The 17,765-nt window shown below is 63.3% G+C and carries 19 protein-coding genes and 1 pseudogene; 10 read left to right on the top strand and 10 right to left on the bottom strand.

What is annotated here, in order from left to right:
- Positions 1–446 precede the first annotated feature (446 nt).
- The 5 genes from rluB to ACMGGN_RS03805 all read right to left on the bottom strand — a co-directional run bounded on the left by rluB (position 447) and on the right by ACMGGN_RS03805 (position 4,859).
- Positions 447–1,511: a 23S rRNA pseudouridine(2605) synthase RluB gene (gene rluB / locus ACMGGN_RS03825; protein ID WP_046785403.1), complete on the bottom strand. Its 1,065-nt coding sequence runs from the start codon at positions 1,509–1,511 to the stop codon at positions 447–449.
- Between the two features lie 227 nt (positions 1,512–1,738).
- Complete coding sequence (gene scpB / locus ACMGGN_RS03820; RefSeq protein ID WP_119687585.1) at positions 1,739–2,518, bottom strand: SMC-Scp complex subunit ScpB; 780 nt, start codon at positions 2,516–2,518, stop codon at positions 1,739–1,741.
- Entirely contained in the window at positions 2,505–3,230 is a 726-nt protein-coding gene (locus tag ACMGGN_RS03815) for a segregation and condensation protein A (protein ID WP_177433170.1), read from the bottom strand. The genes scpB and ACMGGN_RS03815 overlap by 14 nt, the downstream gene beginning before the upstream one ends.
- A gap of 125 nt (positions 3,231–3,355) precedes the next feature.
- Positions 3,356–3,985, bottom strand: coding sequence for an L-threonylcarbamoyladenylate synthase (locus tag ACMGGN_RS03810; protein ID WP_039604644.1), 630 nt, complete (start codon positions 3,983–3,985; stop codon positions 3,356–3,358).
- Between the two features lie 13 nt (positions 3,986–3,998).
- Positions 3,999–4,859, bottom strand: a complete 861-nt coding sequence (locus ACMGGN_RS03805) for a PHP domain-containing protein (RefSeq protein ID WP_115274149.1) — start codon at positions 4,857–4,859, stop codon at positions 3,999–4,001.
- A 67-nt stretch (positions 4,860–4,926) separates the two neighbouring features.
- Here ACMGGN_RS03805 and ACMGGN_RS03800 point away from each other — a divergent pair, with 67 nt between their 5' ends.
- From ACMGGN_RS03800 to ACMGGN_RS03780, 5 genes are all read left to right on the top strand, one after another.
- Entirely contained in the window at positions 4,927–5,520 is a 594-nt protein-coding gene (locus ACMGGN_RS03800; protein ID WP_046785407.1) for a septation protein A, read from the top strand.
- A gap of 1 nt (position 5,521) precedes the next feature.
- Positions 5,522–5,821, top strand: a complete 300-nt coding sequence (locus ACMGGN_RS03795) for a YciI family protein (RefSeq protein ID WP_039604111.1) — start codon at positions 5,522–5,524, stop codon at positions 5,819–5,821.
- A 78-nt stretch (positions 5,822–5,899) separates the two neighbouring features.
- Entirely contained in the window at positions 5,900–6,577 is a 678-nt protein-coding gene (locus tag ACMGGN_RS03790; RefSeq protein ID WP_046785408.1) for a response regulator transcription factor, read from the top strand.
- A gap of 141 nt (positions 6,578–6,718) precedes the next feature.
- Positions 6,719–7,135: a Spy/CpxP family protein refolding chaperone gene (locus ACMGGN_RS03785; protein ID WP_115274148.1), complete on the top strand. Its 417-nt coding sequence runs from the start codon at positions 6,719–6,721 to the stop codon at positions 7,133–7,135.
- A gap of 58 nt (positions 7,136–7,193) precedes the next feature.
- The gene (locus ACMGGN_RS03780; protein ID WP_281868985.1) at positions 7,194–8,534 is read left to right on the top strand and encodes a sensor histidine kinase; all 1,341 of its coding nucleotides are present in this window, start codon (positions 7,194–7,196) and stop codon (positions 8,532–8,534) included.
- 130 nt (positions 8,535–8,664) lie between these two features.
- Here ACMGGN_RS03780 and ACMGGN_RS03775 read toward each other — a convergent pair whose 3' ends face one another.
- On the bottom strand, positions 8,665–9,222 hold the full coding sequence (locus ACMGGN_RS03775) for an NAD(P)H nitroreductase (protein ID WP_046785411.1): 558 nt from the start codon (positions 9,220–9,222) through the stop codon (positions 8,665–8,667).
- A gap of 181 nt (positions 9,223–9,403) precedes the next feature.
- Here ACMGGN_RS03775 and ACMGGN_RS03770 point away from each other — a divergent pair, with 181 nt between their 5' ends.
- Positions 9,404–10,858: a TrkH family potassium uptake protein gene (locus tag ACMGGN_RS03770; protein ID WP_115274146.1), complete on the top strand. Its 1,455-nt coding sequence runs from the start codon at positions 9,404–9,406 to the stop codon at positions 10,856–10,858.
- On the opposite strand, the gene ACMGGN_RS03765 is transcribed toward ACMGGN_RS03770, so the two are convergent.
- Positions 10,815–11,876 (bottom strand): AraC family transcriptional regulator, encoded by a 1,062-nt coding sequence (locus ACMGGN_RS03765; protein ID WP_012315624.1) that lies wholly within the window; start codon positions 11,874–11,876, stop codon positions 10,815–10,817. The two genes, ACMGGN_RS03770 and ACMGGN_RS03765, sit on opposite strands and share 44 nt — an antisense overlap.
- A 155-nt stretch (positions 11,877–12,031) precedes the next feature.
- Here ACMGGN_RS03765 and ACMGGN_RS03760 point away from each other — a divergent pair, with 155 nt between their 5' ends.
- Positions 12,032–12,343, top strand: a complete 312-nt coding sequence (locus tag ACMGGN_RS03760; protein WP_008091834.1) for a DUF962 domain-containing protein — start codon at positions 12,032–12,034, stop codon at positions 12,341–12,343.
- A gap of 15 nt (positions 12,344–12,358) precedes the next feature.
- Here the strand turns inward: ACMGGN_RS03760 and ACMGGN_RS03755 are convergent, their stop codons facing one another.
- Entirely contained in the window at positions 12,359–13,171 is an 813-nt protein-coding gene (locus tag ACMGGN_RS03755; RefSeq protein ID WP_046785412.1) for a UDP-2,3-diacylglucosamine diphosphatase, read from the bottom strand.
- Positions 13,172–13,297: 126 nt separating this feature from the next.
- On the opposite strand from ACMGGN_RS03755, the pseudogene ACMGGN_RS03750 reads away from it, so the two are divergent.
- Positions 13,298–13,690 (top strand): annotated as a pseudogene (locus ACMGGN_RS03750) (AraC family transcriptional regulator); the annotation flags it as partial.
- A gap of 57 nt (positions 13,691–13,747) precedes the next feature.
- Positions 13,748–14,638: a DMT family transporter gene (locus tag ACMGGN_RS03745; protein WP_115274145.1), complete on the top strand. Its 891-nt coding sequence runs from the start codon at positions 13,748–13,750 to the stop codon at positions 14,636–14,638.
- On the opposite strand, the gene ACMGGN_RS03740 is transcribed toward ACMGGN_RS03745, so the two are convergent.
- Positions 14,639–14,920 carry a SelT/SelW/SelH family protein gene (locus ACMGGN_RS03740; RefSeq protein ID WP_125924520.1) on the bottom strand — a complete coding sequence of 94 codons (282 nt, stop codon included), beginning with the start codon at positions 14,918–14,920 and terminating at the stop codon, positions 14,639–14,641.
- 66 nt (positions 14,921–14,986) lie between these two features.
- On the opposite strand from ACMGGN_RS03740, the gene ACMGGN_RS03735 reads away from it, so the two are divergent.
- On the top strand, positions 14,987–17,170 hold the full coding sequence (locus ACMGGN_RS03735) for a patatin-like phospholipase family protein (protein ID WP_046785415.1): 2,184 nt from the start codon (positions 14,987–14,989) through the stop codon (positions 17,168–17,170).
- A gap of 21 nt (positions 17,171–17,191) precedes the next feature.
- Here ACMGGN_RS03735 and ACMGGN_RS03730 read toward each other — a convergent pair whose 3' ends face one another.
- On the bottom strand, positions 17,192–17,629 hold the full coding sequence (locus ACMGGN_RS03730) for a MarR family transcriptional regulator (protein ID WP_046785416.1): 438 nt from the start codon (positions 17,627–17,629) through the stop codon (positions 17,192–17,194).
- Positions 17,630–17,765 lie beyond the last annotated feature (136 nt).

Below are 17,765 nucleotides of genomic sequence, written 5' to 3'. Positions count from 1 at the left end.
CAGCGTGGGACGGGGGGTTGAGCAATAGGGCTGGCGGCGCAGGCGGGGCTCTTGAGCTGCGGGAGCGGCAAGATCCGTTTACAGAGAAGGTGCCCAGCAAGAGAAACCGGGGCAATTCGTACAGTTTTCTTTACGGGGCGGTTTGAAAACTTGCCAGTCGTCCGAAAAATTCTTTTTCTTCAACATCTTGGCGCGCGGTGAGGCCCACACAAAACTGCAGACGAAAAAAAGCCAGCCCGAAGGCTAGTGCCTGCCAGTCAGCGTTATTGGGGCTGCTACGCAGCCCATCGCCGGCAAGCCAGCTCCTACAGGAACCGCGCAGTTCTTGGTTTGCGCTGTAACCTGTGGGAGCCGGCTTGCCGGCGATGGGCCGCACAGCGGCCCCAAATCGCTTAACTGACTGGCATTAGCCCGAAAGCTGGCGCTTTGATCACGGCCTGAGCCGATCAGCCACGCGGTTTGCCGCGACCACGCCCTGCCGGCTTGTCACCGTCGGGCTTGGCCGGGCGCTTGCGCATCTCGCTTGGACGCTCAGCCACCGCACTGCCGCGGCTGCCTTTGCGTGGCGCTTCTTCACGCGGCTGGCGAGCCGGACGCTCGGCAGCTGCGGCTTCCTGCGCCGGGCGCAGGCTGCGCACACGCTCGCTGCGCCCCATGGGCCGGGTCGACTTGCGCTGCAGGCGCTCCATCTTGTCTTTGGCCTTGAGGTTCATGGCAGGCAGCGCCACCGGCTGCAGGCCCACTTCAGCGGCCAGGATGTCGATTTCGCCCTGGGTCATTTCACGCCAGCGGCCCATCGGCAGATCGGAGTTGAGGAACACCGGGCCAAAACGCACGCGCTTGAGGCGGCTGACCACCATGCCCTGGGATTCCCACAGGCGGCGCACCTCACGGTTGCGGCCTTCCATCACCACGCAGTGGTACCAGTGGTTGAAACCTTCACCACCCGGGGCCTTCTGGATGTCGGTGAACTTGGCCGGGCCGTCTTCAAGCATCACGCCCGCCTTCAGGCGTTCGATCATCTCGTCGTCGACCTCGCCACGCACACGCACCGCGTATTCGCGGTCCATCTCGTAGGACGGGTGCATCAGGCGGTTGGCCAGTTCACCGTCGGTGGTGAACAGCAGCAGACCGGTGGTGTTGATGTCGAGTCGGCCAATGTTGATCCAGCGGCCTTCCTTCGGCCGCGGCAGGCGGTCGAACACGGTCGGGCGGCCTTCCGGATCGTCACGGGTGCAGATCTCGCCATCGGGCTTGTTGTACATGATCACCCGGCGCGTGGCCTCGGCGGCCTCTTCGCGCTTGATCAGCTTGCCGTCGACAGCGATGGCATCGTGAAGGTCGACGCGCTGGCCGAGGGTGGCCGCGACGCCATTGACCTTGATGCGGCCCTGGCTGATCCAGGCTTCGACGTCACGGCGCGAACCCACGCCGATGCGCGCCAGCACTTTCTGCAGTTTTTCGCCGGCTGGCGGGGTGATTTCGGTATTTTGCAGGTCTTGCTCACTCATCTGGGCACCTCCCGGTGTAGGAATGAAAACAGAGGTTCTGGCGACGAACGCGCCAAAAGGTCGCGCATCATACGCGGTTCCAAAGGGGAACGCACTGGAGCTTAGAGGGTTTTCAGGGGGTGGAGTGGTTTTCTGCCCAGTGGTTTTGTAATGAAAGGGCCGGCCTCATCGCCGGCCAGCCGGCGCCCACCACGCCGCGCAGCACCTGTAATCCCGGCGCCCAAGTCTCAGGGCTGCACCTTGTTTTGATCCTCAACCGCGACTTCAGGCTCTGGCGCATCTTCCTCTGGCAAATCATCGAAATCGGTCTTGAGCCCCTCCTCCATCGCATCCAGTTCCACCAGCAGGCTACGGAAGCTCGTTTCCTCCTTAGGTTCGGCGACCGCCTCCTCGTCGGCCAGGCTGGCATCGGCCAACGCCTGCAAATGCGCCGGTACCGGTGCATCATCCGGGTCCAGCAACGGCTCCGGCTCCATTTCGCGCAGCTCGGCCAAGGCCGGCAACTCGTCCAGGCTCTTGAGGTTGAAATGATCGAGAAACGCCTTGGTGGTGGCGAACATCGCCGGCCGCCCAGGGACCTCGCGGTGGCCAACTACCCGGATCCATTCACGCTCCATCAAGGTCTTGATGATGTTGCTGTTGACCGCAACACCCCGCACGTCCTCGATCTCGCCACGGGTGATGGGCTGGCGGTAAGCGATCAAGGCCATGGTTTCGAGCAGCGCACGGGAATAGCGCTGCGGGCGTTCTTCCCACAGGCGGCCCACCCACGGCGCGAAATTGTCGCGAATCTGCAGGCGATAGCCGCTGGCCACTTCCTTGAGCTCGAAGGCCCGGCCACTGCAGGATTTGCCGAGCACGTCCAAGGCTTTCTTGAATACCTTCGGCTCAGGGCGCTCGGCCTCCTCGAACAGCTCGTACAGCCGTTCAAGAGATTGCGGTTTGCCTGAGGCAAGCAGAAACGCCTCGATCAGCGACGCCAGGTCGCGGGGTTCATTCAGATTCATCAGGTTCTTCGACAGACTCGGCACGCACCCGGACATGGATCGCGGCGAAAGGCTCATTCTGCACCAGTTCGATCAGCGATTCCTTCACCAGCTCAAGAATTGCCATGAAGGTGACCACCACACCCAGCTTGCCTTCCTCAGCCATGAACAGCTCCACGAAAGGCACGAAGCCGCCACCCTTCAGCCGTTCGAGCACTTCGCTCATGCGCTCGCGGGTAGACAGCGTCTCACGGGTGATCTGGTGGCTTTCGAACAGGTCGTTGCGGCGCATGACCTCGGCCATCGAAACCAGCAACTCTTCCAGGCTGACCTGGGGCAACAGCTTGCGCACCTTGGCCTGGGGCGCCTCAAGGCGCGGCACCACGACGTCACGGCCAACCCGCGGCAGTTCGTCGATGCCTTCGGCCGCAGCCTTGAAACGCTCGTACTCCTGCAGGCGGCGGATCAGCTCGGCACGCGGGTCGCCTTCCTCCTCCTCGACCTCGGCGGAACGTGGCAGCAACATGCGCGACTTTATCTCGGCGAGCATGGCAGCCATCACCAGGTATTCGGCGGCCAACTCCAGGCGCACGCTTTTCATCAACTCGACGTACCCCATGTACTGGCGGGTAATCTCCGCCACGGGGATGTCAAGAATGTCGATGTTCTGCTTGCGGATCAGATAAAGCAGCAGGTCGAGCGGGCCTTCGAAGGCCTCGAGGATGACCTCCAGCGCGTCCGGTGGAATGTAAAGGTCCACCGGCATCTCGGTCAGGGCTTCGCCGTAAACCAGGGCCAACTGCAATTGTTGAGGCAGTTCGGCTTCGATGGCCGCAGCCTCGGGTATCTCCATCTGGCTCACGCGTTGACCAGAAATGGCGTGGGGTCGCCGCAGCCTTCGCGGATCAGTTCGGGCTCGTCGCCAGACAGGTCGATGATGGTCGAGGCCTTCAGGTCGCCGAAACCGCCGTCGATGACCAGGTCCACGTGATGCTCCAGGCGCTCGCGAATTTCATAGGGGTCGGTCATCGGCTCGGTATCACCGGGCAGGATCAGGCTCACGCTCATCAGCGGCTCACCCAACTCTGCCAGCAGTGCCAGAGTGATGCCGTGGTCCGGAACCCGCAGGCCGATGGTGCGACGCTTCTCGTGCAGCAACAGCCGCGGCACCTCGCGGGTGCCATTGAGGATGAACGTGTAGGGGCCGGGCACATGCGCCTTGAGAAGACGGAAAGTGCCGGTGTCGACCTTCGCGTACAGGCCCAACTGCGACATGTCGCAGCACATCAGGGTGAAATTGTGGGTCTTGTCCAAACCGCGCAGACGCCGAACCCGTTCGATCGCTGCCTTGTCACCGATCTGGCACCCCAGTGCGTAGGCCGAGTCGGTCGGATAGACGACCACACCGCCCTTACGGATGATTTCCACCGCCTGGCGAATCAGCCGCGGCTGGGGGTTCTCCGGATGAATCTGGAAAAATTGGCTCACGAAGTCTTCCTGTTCATATCGCCATAGGTTGTTCATGGCTGAATCGGCGCCACAGAGGTGGCAGATCCTCAGGCAATGGCCGGTAGGCACCGATCTCGCCCCAGGTGCCGGGGCCGTGGAAATCGCTGCCAGCGCTTGCCAGCAGGCCGAACTCACGAGTGAGGATGGACATCGTGCCCACCTGCTCGGCAGGCATCATCCCATTGACCACTTCAAGCGCCTGCCCACCTGCCTGAATATAGTCGGCAATCAGGCGCCTGCGCTTGCTGCGGGTCAGATCGTAGTGCATTGGATGGGCCAGGCTCACCCAGGCGTTGGACTGGCGCAATGTGGCAACGGTTTCCTCGAGCGTCGGCCAATGCAGCTTGACGTCACCCAGCTTGCCGGCCCCCAACCACTTGCGAAACGCTTCACCACGGTCTTTGACGTGGCCTGCGCGCACCAGGTGCTCGGCAAAATGCGGCCGTGCCGGTGCGTTACCGCTGTCGCCCAACTCCTGCTGCACGGCGCGGGCACCCTCGAGGGTACCTGGCATGCCCTTGGCCGCCAGCCGTTTGTCGATTTCCTCGGCGCGCAGCCAGCGGCCACGGTGCAGGGCTTCGATCGCTTCGAGCAGCGGCGGGGCTTCAAGCGGGAAGTCATACCCCAGTACATGGATGGTCGCGCCCCCCCACGTGCACGAAAGCTCCACCCCGCTGACCCAGCGCATGCCCCGTTCGACGCAGGCCTGGCGGGCCTCGGGCAGGCCTTCAAGGGTGTCATGGTCGGTCAGTGCCAACGTCTGCACCCCGTGCTCCTGGGCCCGGGCGACCAGGACCGCGGGCGCCAGGGCGCCGTCGGAGGCCGTGCTGTGACAGTGCAGATCAACATTCATAGAGGAGCGCTACCGCTGGATTCGATGTTTGTTATTATGCCGCCACATCCCGATTCTGGCTGCCATTGTGAAACAATTCATCGATTTCATCCCGCTGCTACTGTTCTTCATCGTCTACAAGCTCGACCCCCGCCCCATGGAAGTGGCAGGGCACAGCTTCGAATTCGGCGGTATCTATAGCGCCACGGCGATGCTGATCATCAGCTCGCTGGTGGTGTATGGCGCGCTGTTCCTGCGCCAGCGCAGGCTGGAGAAAGGCCAATGGCTGACGCTGGTCGCCTGCCTGGTATTCGGCGGCCTGACCCTGACCTTCCATAGCGAGACCTTCCTCAAGTGGAAGGCGCCGGTGGTCAACTGGCTGTTCGCCCTGGGCTTTGCCGGCAGCCACTTCATCGGGGACCGGGTGCTGATCAAGCGCATCATGGGCCACGCCCTGACCCTGCCCGATGCCATCTGGACCCGACTCAACCTGGCCTGGATCGCATTTTTCCTGTTCTGTGGCGCGGCCAACCTGTTCGTCGCCTTCACCTTCCAGGAGTTCTGGGTCGACTTCAAAGTCTTCGGCAGCCTGGGCATGACCGTGATATTCCTGGTGGCGCAGGGCGTGTACCTGTCGCGCCACCTGCACGACACTCCGTCTACCTCCAAACCCAAGGATTGACATGCTTTACGCCATCATTGCCAGCGACGTCGCAAATTCCCTGGAAAAACGCCTGGCCGCACGCCCGGCGCACATCGAACGCCTCAAGCAGCTGCAAAGCGAAGGCCGGGTGGTACTGGCGGGCCCGCACCCGGCCATCGACAGCAACGACCCGGGTGAAGCCGGTTTCAGCGGCAGCCTGATCGTCGCCGAGTTCGATTCCCTCAGCGCTGCCCAGGCCTGGGCCGATGCCGACCCGTACATTGCAGCGGGCGTTTACGACCAGGTCATCGTCAAACCTTTCAAGCAAGTCTTGCCCTGATCGATAAATTGTCGGCGTCTGCGGTATCTTTGCCACTGGCGAGCGCGTCAGACGCCGTCGATTTGAATTGAGTGAGTCATGAGCGAGCTGTTACTGATTGATGATGACCAGGAACTCTGCGAGCTGCTCGGCAGCTGGCTGACCCAGGAAGGTTTTGCCGTCCGCGCCTGCCATGATGGCCAGAGCGCGCGCCGGGCGTTGGCCGAACATGCACCGGCAGCGGTAGTGCTCGACGTGATGCTGCCTGACGGTAGCGGCCTTGAGCTGCTCAAACAGCTGCGCAGCGACCATGCAGAGCTGCCGGTGCTGATGTTGTCGGCCCGCGGCGAGCCGCTGGACCGCATTCTCGGCCTGGAACTGGGCGCTGACGATTACCTGGCCAAGCCCTGCGACCCGCGTGAGCTGACCGCCCGCTTGCGCGCAGTGCTGCGCCGCAGCCACCCGACCGCTACCACTACACAGGTGGAGATCGGCGACCTGGCCTTCAGCCCCGTGCGCGGCGTGGTCAGCATCGATGGCCGCGAGATGACCCTTACCCTGTCTGAAAGCCGTATCCTCGAAGCTCTGCTGCGCCAGCCAGGCGAGCCGCTGGACAAGCAGGAGCTCGCGCAGATCGGCCTGGGCCGCAAGCTGACCCTTTACGATCGCAGCCTGGACATGCACGTCAGCAACCTGCGCAAGAAGGTCGGCCCGCACGCCGACGGCCGCCCGCGCATCGTCGCACTGCGTAGCCGCGGCTACTACTACAGCCTGTAGGCAGGGGCCGCTGCAAGCTTGCAGCTTGAAGCTCGCAGCGCTTTCTTTACCCAGCCTTTACCGTTCGCTGACTGCGCTTGACCTTGATCTCCCTAGACTGAGCTCATCCGGTAACCACCGGCCCATGACAGGAGAGACACCATGCGCAAGACCTTGATCGCCCTGATGTTCGCCGCTGCCTTGCCGACCGTGGCCATGGCCATGCCAGAAGGCGGCCCGCGTCACGACGGCCCGCATCATCGCGGTGACGCGCCTTTCGCCCAGCTGGACCTGAGCCGCGACCAGCGCCAGCAGATTGGCAAGCTGATGGGCGACCAGATGAAAAACCGCCGCGACATCACCGAACGCTACCTGGCCAAACTGCCGGCAGCGGACCAGAAGGCCATGAAGGACGAACTGAAGGCCAGCCACGACAAGACCGATAGCCAGGTCCGTGCCCTGCTCAAGCCAGAGCAGCAGAAGAAGTTCGACGAACTGCAAAAAGCGCGTGAAGCACGCAAGGCTGAATGGAAGGAATTCCAGGCCTGGAAAGCTGAAAAAGCCGACAAGGCCCAGTAAGCTGTCCCACCAATGCCCGGCCCGCCCACAAGCGCGCCGGGCTTTTCCCGTTTAGGAGGTGCTCTTGCGTTCTCTGTTCTGGCGCATCCTGGCCAGTTTCTGGCTGGCTATCACCCTGGTCGCAGGCCTGTCGATCCTACTGGGCCATATGCTCAACCAGGATGCCTGGATACTCAGCCGCCACCCCGGTCTCAGTACGCTCGCCAGCCGTTGGGTCAAGCACTATGAACACGAAGGCCTGGCGTCGGCTCAGCATTTTCTCGAACGACGCAAGCAGCGCTTCAAGATCGATGTACAGGTGCTCGACGACAGTGGCGAGGCCGTGGTACCCGGTACCTTCCCGCGCCGCGCCGCAGCCTTCGAGGCGCGCCAGCACAATGACGAGCGCCGCCTGCCCTGGCGTCGTCTGACCGAGGAATACACCAGCCCCGAAAGCGGTGAGACGTACCTGCTGATCTACCGTATTCCGCACCCGGAACTGGACGCCTGGCACCGCGAGAGCCTGCTCTGGCCCCTGAGCGCCCTGGGCATAGCACTGGTGGTGCTGACCCTGTTCAGCCTGCTGGTGACCCTGTCCATCACCCGCCCGCTGAGCCGCCTGCGCAGTGCGGTGCACGACCTTGGCCAGGCCAGCTACCAGCAAAACAGCCTGGCGCGCCTGGCTGCACGGCGTGATGAGTTCGGCGTGCTGGCCAAGGACTTCAACAAGATGGGTGCCCGCTTGCAGAGCCTGATCGGCAGCCAGCGCCAGTTGCTGCGCGACGTTTCCCACGAACTGCGCTCACCGCTGGCGCGTCTGCGCATCGCCCTGGCGCTTGCCGAACGGGCTGAAGCCGAGCAGCGCCAAGCCTTGTGGCCGCGTCTGACCCGCGAATGTGACCGGCTGGAAGACCTGATCAGCGAAATTCTGACGCTGGCCCGGGTCGATGCTGAGCAGTCTCACGCCGAAACGGTCGACCTCAACGCCCTGCTGGGCAGCGTGCGCAAGGACGCACAGCTCAGCGCACCAGAGCAGGACGTTCGGCTGGAGGCGCAACCGGGCTTGACGCTGCAAGGCTGGCCAACGCTGATCGAGCGTGCCGTTGACAACCTGCTGCGCAATGCCTTGCGTTTCAATCCGCAGGGGCAGCCGATCGAGGTGCGCGCCGGGCGTGAGCAGGGGCGCATCGTCGTGAGTGTGCGTGACCATGGGCCGGGGGTGTCGGCGGAGCACCTGGCGCAGCTGGGTGAGCCGTTCTTCCGTGCCCCCGGGCAGGAAGCACCCGGGCATGGCCTGGGGCTGGCGATTACGCGCAAGGCAGCGGAGCGCCATGGCGGGAGGCTGGTACTGGAGAACCACCCACAGGGCGGTTTTGTCGCCCGGCTGGAATTGCCGCTGGAAGTGGAGATTGGCAGTTGAATCCGAGAGGGCTGCGCTGCAGCCCAATCGCCGGCAAGCCGGCTCCCACAGGTACCTCGCTGCTCTCCAGCTCAGCGCAAACCCAGTGGGCCGGCTTGCCGGCGATTGGGCCGCACAGTGGCCCTTGGCGTCATTCGCCCCAGGCGCTGACGAACTCGGCGGTTTGCAGAACCGGTGCAGTACGCGGCTCGGCCATCGGCGTACCGACATACAGGTAACCGATCAACTCTTCGTTCTCGCCCAGCCCCAAGCCCTTGTGCACATGGGCATCGAAGGCCATGTCGCCGGTACGCCACACTGCACCGATACCTTGGGCATGTGCGGCTATCAGGATGCCATGCGCCGCACAGCCTGCCGCCAGGCGCTGCTCCGACATCGGCACCTTGTAGTGGTCCTGCAGCCTGGCGATCACCACGATCAGCAGCGGCGCACGCAACGGCATGGCGCGGGCCTTGTCCAGCGCAGCCTGGGTAGCATCGCCCTTGTTCTGCACCGCTTCGGCAAACAGCTCGCCGAGCTTCTCGCGGCCCTGGCCTTCGATGGTCAGAAAGCGCCATGGCCGCAGCTGGCCGTGATCGGGCGCGCGCAGCGCAGCCTGGAACAGCGCCTCGCGCTGAGCGGCATTTGGCGCAGGTTCAGTGAGGCGTGGCACGGATACACGGTTGAGCAATGCGTCGAGAGCCTCCATCGGCTACCCTCCTGGCAGTTGAATGTGCGGCCATTCTCAAGCTGCAAGCGCCAAGCTGCAAGCTGCAAGCAGAAGCCGCCCGGTGCACACGGCCATTTCTTCCAGCTTCTAGCTTGCAGCTTGCAGCTGCCAGACCCACAGGTAGAATGGCGCCCTTCCGTTCAGAGTCAGAGCAGATCACATGGCGTTGCCGACCTTAAGGATCATTGGTTTCATCATCGGCATCTTCCTGATCACCCTGGCGGTCAGCATGGTCGTCCCCATGGCGACGCTGGTGGTCTTCGAACGTACCGGCGACATGCCGTCGTTCCTCTGGTCAAGCCTGATCACCTTCGTGGCAGGCTTGCTCCTGATCATCCAGGGCCGCCCGGAGCATGTGCACCTGCGCCCGCGCGACATGTACCTGCTGACTGTCAGCAGCTGGCTGGTGGTAGGCGTGTTCGCCGCCCTGCCCTTCCTGCTGACCCAACACATCAGCTACACCGACGCCTTCTTCGAAAGCATGTCCGGCATCACTGCCACTGGTGCCACCGTGCTCAGCGGGCTGGACACCATGTCGCCGGGCATCCTGATGTGGCGCTCGATGCTGCACTGGCTCGGCGGTATCGGCTTCATCGCCATGGCGGTGGCGATCCTGCCGCTGCTGCGCATCGGTGGCATGCGCCTGTTCCAGACCGAATCGTCCGACCGTTCGGAGAAGGTCATGCCGCGCTCGCACATGGTCGCCAAGTCGATCGTCGGGGTGTACGTGTGCTTCTCGGTGCTGGGCGCCCTGGCCTTCTGGTGGGCCGGCATGAAGCCGTTCGACGCCATCAACCACGCCATGTCAGCCATTTCCACCGGGGGGTTCTCGACCTCGGACCAGTCCCTCGCCAAATGGGACATCCCTGCCGTGCACTGGGTCGCGGTAGTTGTGATGATTCTTGGCAGCCTGCCATTCGCCTTGTACGTAGCCACCCTGCGAGGCAACCGCAAGGCGCTGATTCGCGACCAGCAGGTCCAGGGGCTGCTTGGCTTGCTGGTGGTCACCTGGCTGGTACTGGGCACCTGGTACTGGGCCACCACCAACCTGCACTGGCTCGATGCCTTGCGTCACGTGGCGTTCAACGTGACCTCGGTGATCACCACCACCGGTTTCGCGCTGGGCGACTACAGCCTGTGGGGCAATTTTTCGCTGATGCTGTTCTTCTACCTGGGCTTCGTCGGTGGCTGCTCTGGTTCGACCGCCGGCGGTATCAAGATCTTCCGCTTCCAGGTGGCCTACATCCTGCTCAAGGCCAGCCTCAACCAGTTGATTCACCCGCGCGCGGTGATCAAACAGAAATATAACGGCCATCGCCTGGACGAAGAGATCGTGCGTTCGATCCTGACCTTCTCGTTCTTCTTCGCGATCACCATCTGCGTCATGGCGTTGCTACTGTCGCTGCTGGGCGTGGACTGGATGACCGCACTGACCGGCGCCGCCGCAACCGTTTCGGGCGTTGGCCCGGGCCTGGGTGATGTGATCGGCCCGGCAGGCAACTACGCCATGCTGCCAGACGCTGCCAAGTGGATTCTTGCCGGCGGCATGCTGCTCGGCCGCCTGGAAATCATCACGGTGCTGGTGCTGTGCATGCCGGCGTTCTGGCGTCACTGACCACTTCGGGGTCCGCGCCCAGACGGGCGCGATACTCGCTGGGGGTGACGTCGAACCAGCGGCGGAAGGCCCGGTAGAAGTTGCTCGGGTCAGCGAACCCCAACAGGTAGGCGGTTTCCAGCAAGGTCATGCCGGGCTGGGCGAGGTACTGCTCTGCCAGCTCGCGACGGGTATCGTCCAACAGTGCCTGGAAGCTGGTGCCCTCTTCCTGCAAGCGGCGCTGCAGGGTGCGCTGGGACAGGTGCAGCGCCTGGGCCAGGGTTTCCCGCTTGGGTTCGCCCTGAGGCAGGATGCGGCAAAGCACCTGGCGCACCCGGTGGGTCACCCGGCTTTCAGAGAAGCGCGCCAGATATTCCCCGGCAAACCGGTCGTGCAGAATGGCCATGGCCTCATTGGCGGTCGGTAGCGCAGCTTCCATGTCGGCGCGCTCGAACACCAGCGCGTCGTGCGGTGCACCGAACACCAGCGGGGAATGGAAAGCCACCTTGTAGGGCTCGACGTTCTTGGGTTGAGGCCCTTGGATCAGCACCCGCCGCGGCTGGATGGGCCGCCCGCTGAGCCACTTGCACAGCGCCAGCGCACAGGCCAGCGAAGCCTCTGCACTGTGCCGCGTCGGTGGCAGGTGATCACCGTGCACGGTGAGGATCAGCGAATACCCCTCAGGCCCCAGGCGGAAGCTCAGGTCGGAGCTTTCAGCGATGATGCGCTGGTAGCGCACCAGGCGCTCGAAACCTTCGGCCAGGGTGCGGCTGGACATCAAGGCGTAGCCCACCACATGGAACGAAGCCGGCCTGACCACCCGCGCCATGTTCAGGCCGATCGCTTCATTGCCCGACAGTTCTACAGCCAGTTGCCAAAGGCGGGTCATGGAATCCTGAGGGAACCGCGCATCGGGGTCGTCGAGGGCAGCGAAATCCAGGCCGAGTTGCTCGAACATGGCCGGGCAGTCGAGCCCTTCCAGCTCGAGCGCCTTCACAATCCCTGATGCCCAGCTGGCTGACGTGGTTCTCTCACTCATGACAGGCTTCTTATCCTGACCGCTTCATGCGGTTAACCTCAAGGATACTCATTTGGCGCCTATTGTCACTGGTAGGCTCCGCCAATGACTCTAGACTCGATTCAGGCTCCACGCCGTGTATCCTGTCAAAAAGTGTCAATCCTGGAGCACTGCTCATGAACAGCACAGCGCAGTTTCGCAGTTTTGCCGAGTTCTACCCCTATTACCTGGGGGAGCACAGCAACCCCACCTGCCGGCGCCTGCACTTTGTCGGTACCAGCCTGGTGATCGCCCTGCTGGCGTACACGATCGGCAGCGGCAAATGGCTGCTGCTGCTGGCAGTGCCGCTGTTCGGCTATGGGTTTGCCTGGGTCGGGCACTTCTTTTTCGAGAAAAACCGGCCGGCAACCTTCAAGCATCCGCTGTACAGCCTGATTGGCGATTTCGCCATGTTCCGCGACATTCTGCTGGGCAGGATCAGCCTCTAGTTTCTCGGGCGCCTGTCACGCAGGTTCGCGCAACCCCGCAACGCCCTCTGCCTGCCGTAGCTGTGCGTCGGCCAGCCGGTACAGCTCGATACTGCCATCCCAATGCTCGATCAGCGCAGTGCAGGATTCCACCCAATCGCCACAATTGAGGTAATCCACATCCCCGACCTTGCGGATTTCGGCATGGTGGATATGCCCGCACACCACCCCGTGAAAGCCGCGACGGGTGCACTCATGGGCAATGGCATCCTCGAAATCGCTGATGAAGTTCACCGCGCCTTTGACCTTGTGCTTGAGGTAGGCCGAAAGCGACCAATAACCATAACCGTAGCGGGCCCGCCAGTGGTTGAGCCAGCGGTTGAGGACCAGCGTGAATTCGTAGGCACGGTCACCGAGAAAAGCCAGCCAGCGGTGATAACGGGTAATCACATCGAACTGGTCACCATGGATCACTAACAGCCGACGACCATCAGCGGTGAGATGCTCGGCCTCGTCCACCAACTGGATGTTGCCCAGGACCAGCCTGGAGTAGCGCCGCAGGAACTCATCATGGTTGCCCGTCACGTAGATCACCTCGGTGCCACGTTTGCTCATGGTCAACAAACGGCGGATCACGTTGGTGTGGGCCTGCGGCCAGTAGATACCGCCGCGCAGCTTCCAGCCATCGATGATGTCACCGACCAGATAGATACGGTCGGCCTGGTAGCCCTTGAGAAAGCGCGACAGGTGTTCGGCCTGACAGTCGCGGGTGCCCAGATGCACGTCAGATATCCACAGGGTGCGTACGCGCTGCTTGCGTGACGGGCGAGAGAGTTCGGCATGGGTCATGGGCGGGCTCCGGCGCTGTTTGCTGGAGACTGGCATCCGCACATGACAGGCTGGTGGCAGCGATGTGATCGGTGCTGGCCAGCCAGGAATGCGGCACAATGGCGCTCTGCCCTGCGAGGACCCACCATGACCGCCGGCCCGATTCTTTCCCTTCGCCACTACCGCGACGACGTGATCGCCCACAGCCACGACCACCCACAGTTGGTGTTCGGCCTGCGCGGCCGGCTGGACTTCGAGGTGCAAGGGCATGGGGCACGGATCGACCGTCAAGGCCTGATCGTTGTGCCGGCCGGCGCCCATCACACCTGTGGCAGCGATGCCGGCAGCCACTGCCTGGTCCTCGATGTACCGAGCGATGATTGGCTGGACGAGCAACTCGGCGAGCATGCCAACGCCAGCCGGCGCCTGCTGGACCGCTCTGCCGCGCTGGGCCTGGACCCTCGCCAGCAGCAACTGGTGGACTGGCTGGCGGCAAGCCCGGTGGACGATCCGCTGATCGCCCGCCAAGGGGCAGGCCTCTTCGGGTAAACGCACAAAAAAGTCCGCGACTGAACAAACGCATTTCAAAGGACCACCATGAACCACCGTACAGCCCTGGGCGCCCTGCACATCGGCGCACTGTTCTTCGGCCTGACCGGCGTGTTTGGCAAACTGGCCGCCAGCGCCAGCCCGGCCATCATCGTCTTCGGCCGTGCCGCCTTCGCCGTGCTCGCCCTTGCGCTGTTCGCCAGCCTCGCCGGCCCAGGCTGGCAGCGCCTGCGCAGCCAGGACGTACAGCGCCTCTTGCTGGGTGGTGTGCTGCTGGCCGGCCACTGGGTCAGCTTCTTCATCGCCGTCAAAGTCGGTGGCGTGGCTATCGCCACCCTCGGCTTCGCCAGTTTCCCGGCGTTTACCGTGATGCTCGAAGGGGTGCTGTTCCGTGAACGCATCCGCCGCAACGAAGCACTGCTGGTATTGCTGGTGAGCATCGGCCTGGTTCTGGTGACGCCGTCTTTCGACCTGGCCAGCGAAGCCACGGGCGGACTGCTGTGGGCGCTGCTTTCCGGCTTGCTGTTCTCGCTGCTGTCGCTGACCAACCGGGCAGGCTCGGGGCGTTTGCCCGCCGTACAGGCAGCGCTGTGGCAAAACCTCGTGGTCGGCCTGTGCCTGTTGCCGTTCGCCGTGCATGGCCTGGGCGCGGTGAAGCCGATGGACTGGCTGTGGATCGCCCTGCTAGGGGTTTTCTGCACGGGCGTCGCCCACAGCCTGTTCGTCGCCAGCCTGGCAGTGATCAAGGCACGCACTGCCGCGGTGGTTTTCGGCATGGAACCGGTCTACGGCATCGCTGTTGCCTGGATGGTGTTCGCCGAAACACCAACCCTGCGCATGCTGCTGGGCGGTGCACTGATCATCTTCGCCATTGTGCTTTCCAGCCGCCTTGGCGCCGAGCAGCCGCCCAAGCCACGCACCGTGGCCGAGGGCGCCTGATCAGCGATCGTTGTGCCCAAGGTCGCGCTGCGGGTCGATCTGGTCACGCACGCGCTGCTTGAGCACCTTGGCCTCTGGGAAACCACCGTCAGCCTTGCGTTCCCAGATCTGCACGCCATTGCAGGTGATGCGGAAGGTGCCGCCGGTAGCGGGCTCCAGCGCCACCCGGGCCAGGTCGTCGGCGAAGGTGCTGAGCAGTTCCTGGGCCAGCCAGGCGGCGCGCAGCAGCCATTGGCACTGCGTGCAATATGTGATGACGATTTCCGGCTTGTTGTCGGCCATGGTGCGCTTTCTCCAGGTAGGGGCCGCTTATACTAGCGGTCTTTAACCCCCTGTTTGAGACTCACGATGCGCCGCCTGCTGTTCTGCCTTTTGCTGACGCTCAGCTCTTTCACCGTGCTCGCCGAGGCGGCACGCCCCAAGGTCGGCCTGGTACTCTCCGGGGGCGCTGCCCGTGGCCTGGCCCACATCGGCGTGCTCAAGGCCCTGGAGGAACAGGGCGTGCGCATCGACGCCATCGCCGGCACCAGCATGGGCGCGGTGGTTGGCGGCCTGTATGCGTCCGGCTACAGCGTCGAGGAGCTGGAAAAACTCGCCACTACGCTCGACTGGCAGCAGGCGTTGTCCGATGCCCCACCGCGCAAGGACGTGCCCTTCCGGCGCAAGCAGGATGACCGCGATTTTCTGGTCAAGCAGAAGCTGAGTTTTCGAGACGACGGCAGCCTTGGCCTGCCACTTGGGGTGATTCAGGGCCAGAACCTCGCACTGCTGCTGGAAAGCAAGCTGGCCCACACCGCCGATACCCGCGATTTCGACAAGTTGCCAATACCGTTCCGCGCCGTGGCAACCGACATCGCCAGCGGCGAGAAGGTGGTATTCCGCCGCGGCCACCTGCCCCAGGTGATCCGCGCCAGCATGTCGATCCCGGCGGTGTTCGCCCCTGTCGAGCTTGATGGGCGCCTGCTGGTGGACGGCGGCATGGTCGACAACATACCCGTGGATGTGGCCCGGGACATGGGCGTTGATCTGGCCATCGTCGTCGATATCGGCACCCCGCTGCGTGACCGCAAGCAACTGGCCACGGTGGTGGATGTACTCAACCAGTCGATCACCCTGATGACACGGCGCAATTCCGAAGAACAACTGGCCAGTTTGCATAGGGATGACATCCTCATCCAGCCACAGCTGGCCGCGTTCGGCGTCACCGACTTCGGCCGCGCGCGCGACATGATCGAGGCCGGCTACCGTGCAACCCGCCTGCTCGACCCTCGCCTGGCCACCCTGCGCCAGCCTGAAGGCGATGCCGAACTGGCCATGGCACGCTCACCGCGCCAGCGCACCCCGGTGATCACGGCCATCAAGGTGGAGAACGATTCCAAGGTCAGCGATGACGTGATCCGCTATTACATCCGCCAGCCAATCGGCGAACCGCTGGAGCTCGACCGCCTGCAAACCGACATGGGCACCCTGTATGGCCTGGACTACTTCGACCGCGTGCAATACCGCGTGGTCCATAAAGGCGACGACAACACCCTGGTGATCAACGCCCGTGGCAAGCGCGGCGGCACCGACTACCTGCGCCTGGGCCTGAACCTGTCGGACGACCTGCGCGGCGACAGCGCCTTCAACCTGGGCGCCAGCTATCGGGTCAATGGTATCAACCAGTTGGGCGCCGAGTGGCTGACGCGCGCGCAGATCGGTGACAAGCAGGAGCTCTACAGCGAGTTCTACCAGCCGCTTGACGTGGGCTCACGCTACTTCATCGCCCCCTATCTGGACTTCGGCTCGCAGAACATCGAAGCCACCCTGGACAGCGACCCAGTAGCCGAATACCGCCTCGAGCGCTACGGTTTCGGTCTCAACGTCGGCCGCCAGATCGGCACCTATGGCGAAGTGCGCCTGGGTGCGGGCAAGGCCTGGGGCGAGGCCGAGGTGCGCATTGGTGAACAGGACCTGCCCAAGGTCAGTTTCAACGAAGGTTTCTACGAGCTGAAATACTCGTTCGACACGCTCGACAATGTGTACTTCCCGCACAGTGGCGAGAACATAGGCCTGACCCTGCGCAAATACGACAAATCGCTGGACTCGGACGCGGACTATCGCCAGTGGATGTTCAATCTGGACAAGGCTTTGAGCAGCGGGCCGAACACGCTGGTGCTCGGTGGTGGGTATGGACGCACGCTCGACGACACCGAAGTCGTGACGTCGAGCTTTGTGCTTGGCGGGGCGCGGCAACTGTCCGGGTTCCGCCAGGACTCGGTATCCGGGCAGAACGTGAGCCTGCTGCGCATGGTCTATTACCGCCGCCTCACGCCGCGTTCCTATCTGCCGCTGGACTTCCCGCTGTACATAGGCGGGTCACTCGAGCGCGGACGGGCGTGGAACAACGACAATGAGTTCGACAGTGGCTACATCAATGCCGCCAGTATCTTCCTGGGGCTGGACACGCCACTGGGGCCGTTGAGCCTCAGCTATGGGGCCAACAGCGCGGATGAGCAGGCAATCTACTTGAACCTGGGCAATACGTTCTGAGCCTGAAGCCCGAACCGGGCCTCAGGATTTTTCCAGGTTGGCCAGAATCTTCGCATGCACCCGCATGCACACATCCAGGTCAGCCTCATCCACCCCGGTGAACAATTCCAGGCGCAGGGCATTGGCGATGGTTTCGATCTGCTCGATCAGGGGCTTGGCCGGTGGACACAACTGGATCTTCTTCGCCCGCCGGTCCTCAAGCACCGCCTGGCGTCGAACCAGGCCCTGGTTTTCCAGGCTGTCTAGCAGACGCGCCAGGGTCGGGCCTTCCACGCCTACACTTTGCGCCAGCTCGCGCTGGGTCGGCGCTTCTTCGAAACGAGCCAGGTGCAGCAACACCAGCCAGCGCGCCTGGGACAGGTTGAGCCCGGCCAGGCGGCGATCCAGTTCGGCACGCCAGCCACGGGACATCTGGGCCAGCTGCATGCCGAAACGGTGTTGGTTGTCGGTCAGGGGCATAAACAACTCATTGACTAGAACTAATTATTAGTCAGCTAACCATGCCCCGGGCCATCAGGCAAGGCTGCCCCACCCGCAAAGCCCTGAAAATCGTCAAAAAGGATGACATTGATCAGCGGATATCCGAAATGTCTTC

The organism is Pseudomonas sp. BNK-30, from assembly GCF_047456185.1.
In the GTDB taxonomy this organism is placed as follows: Bacteria; Pseudomonadota; Gammaproteobacteria; order Pseudomonadales; family Pseudomonadaceae; genus Aquipseudomonas; species Aquipseudomonas putida_E.
Note: the sequence above shows the minus strand (reverse complement) of the source record. Positions and strands in the feature narration are given on the sequence as shown.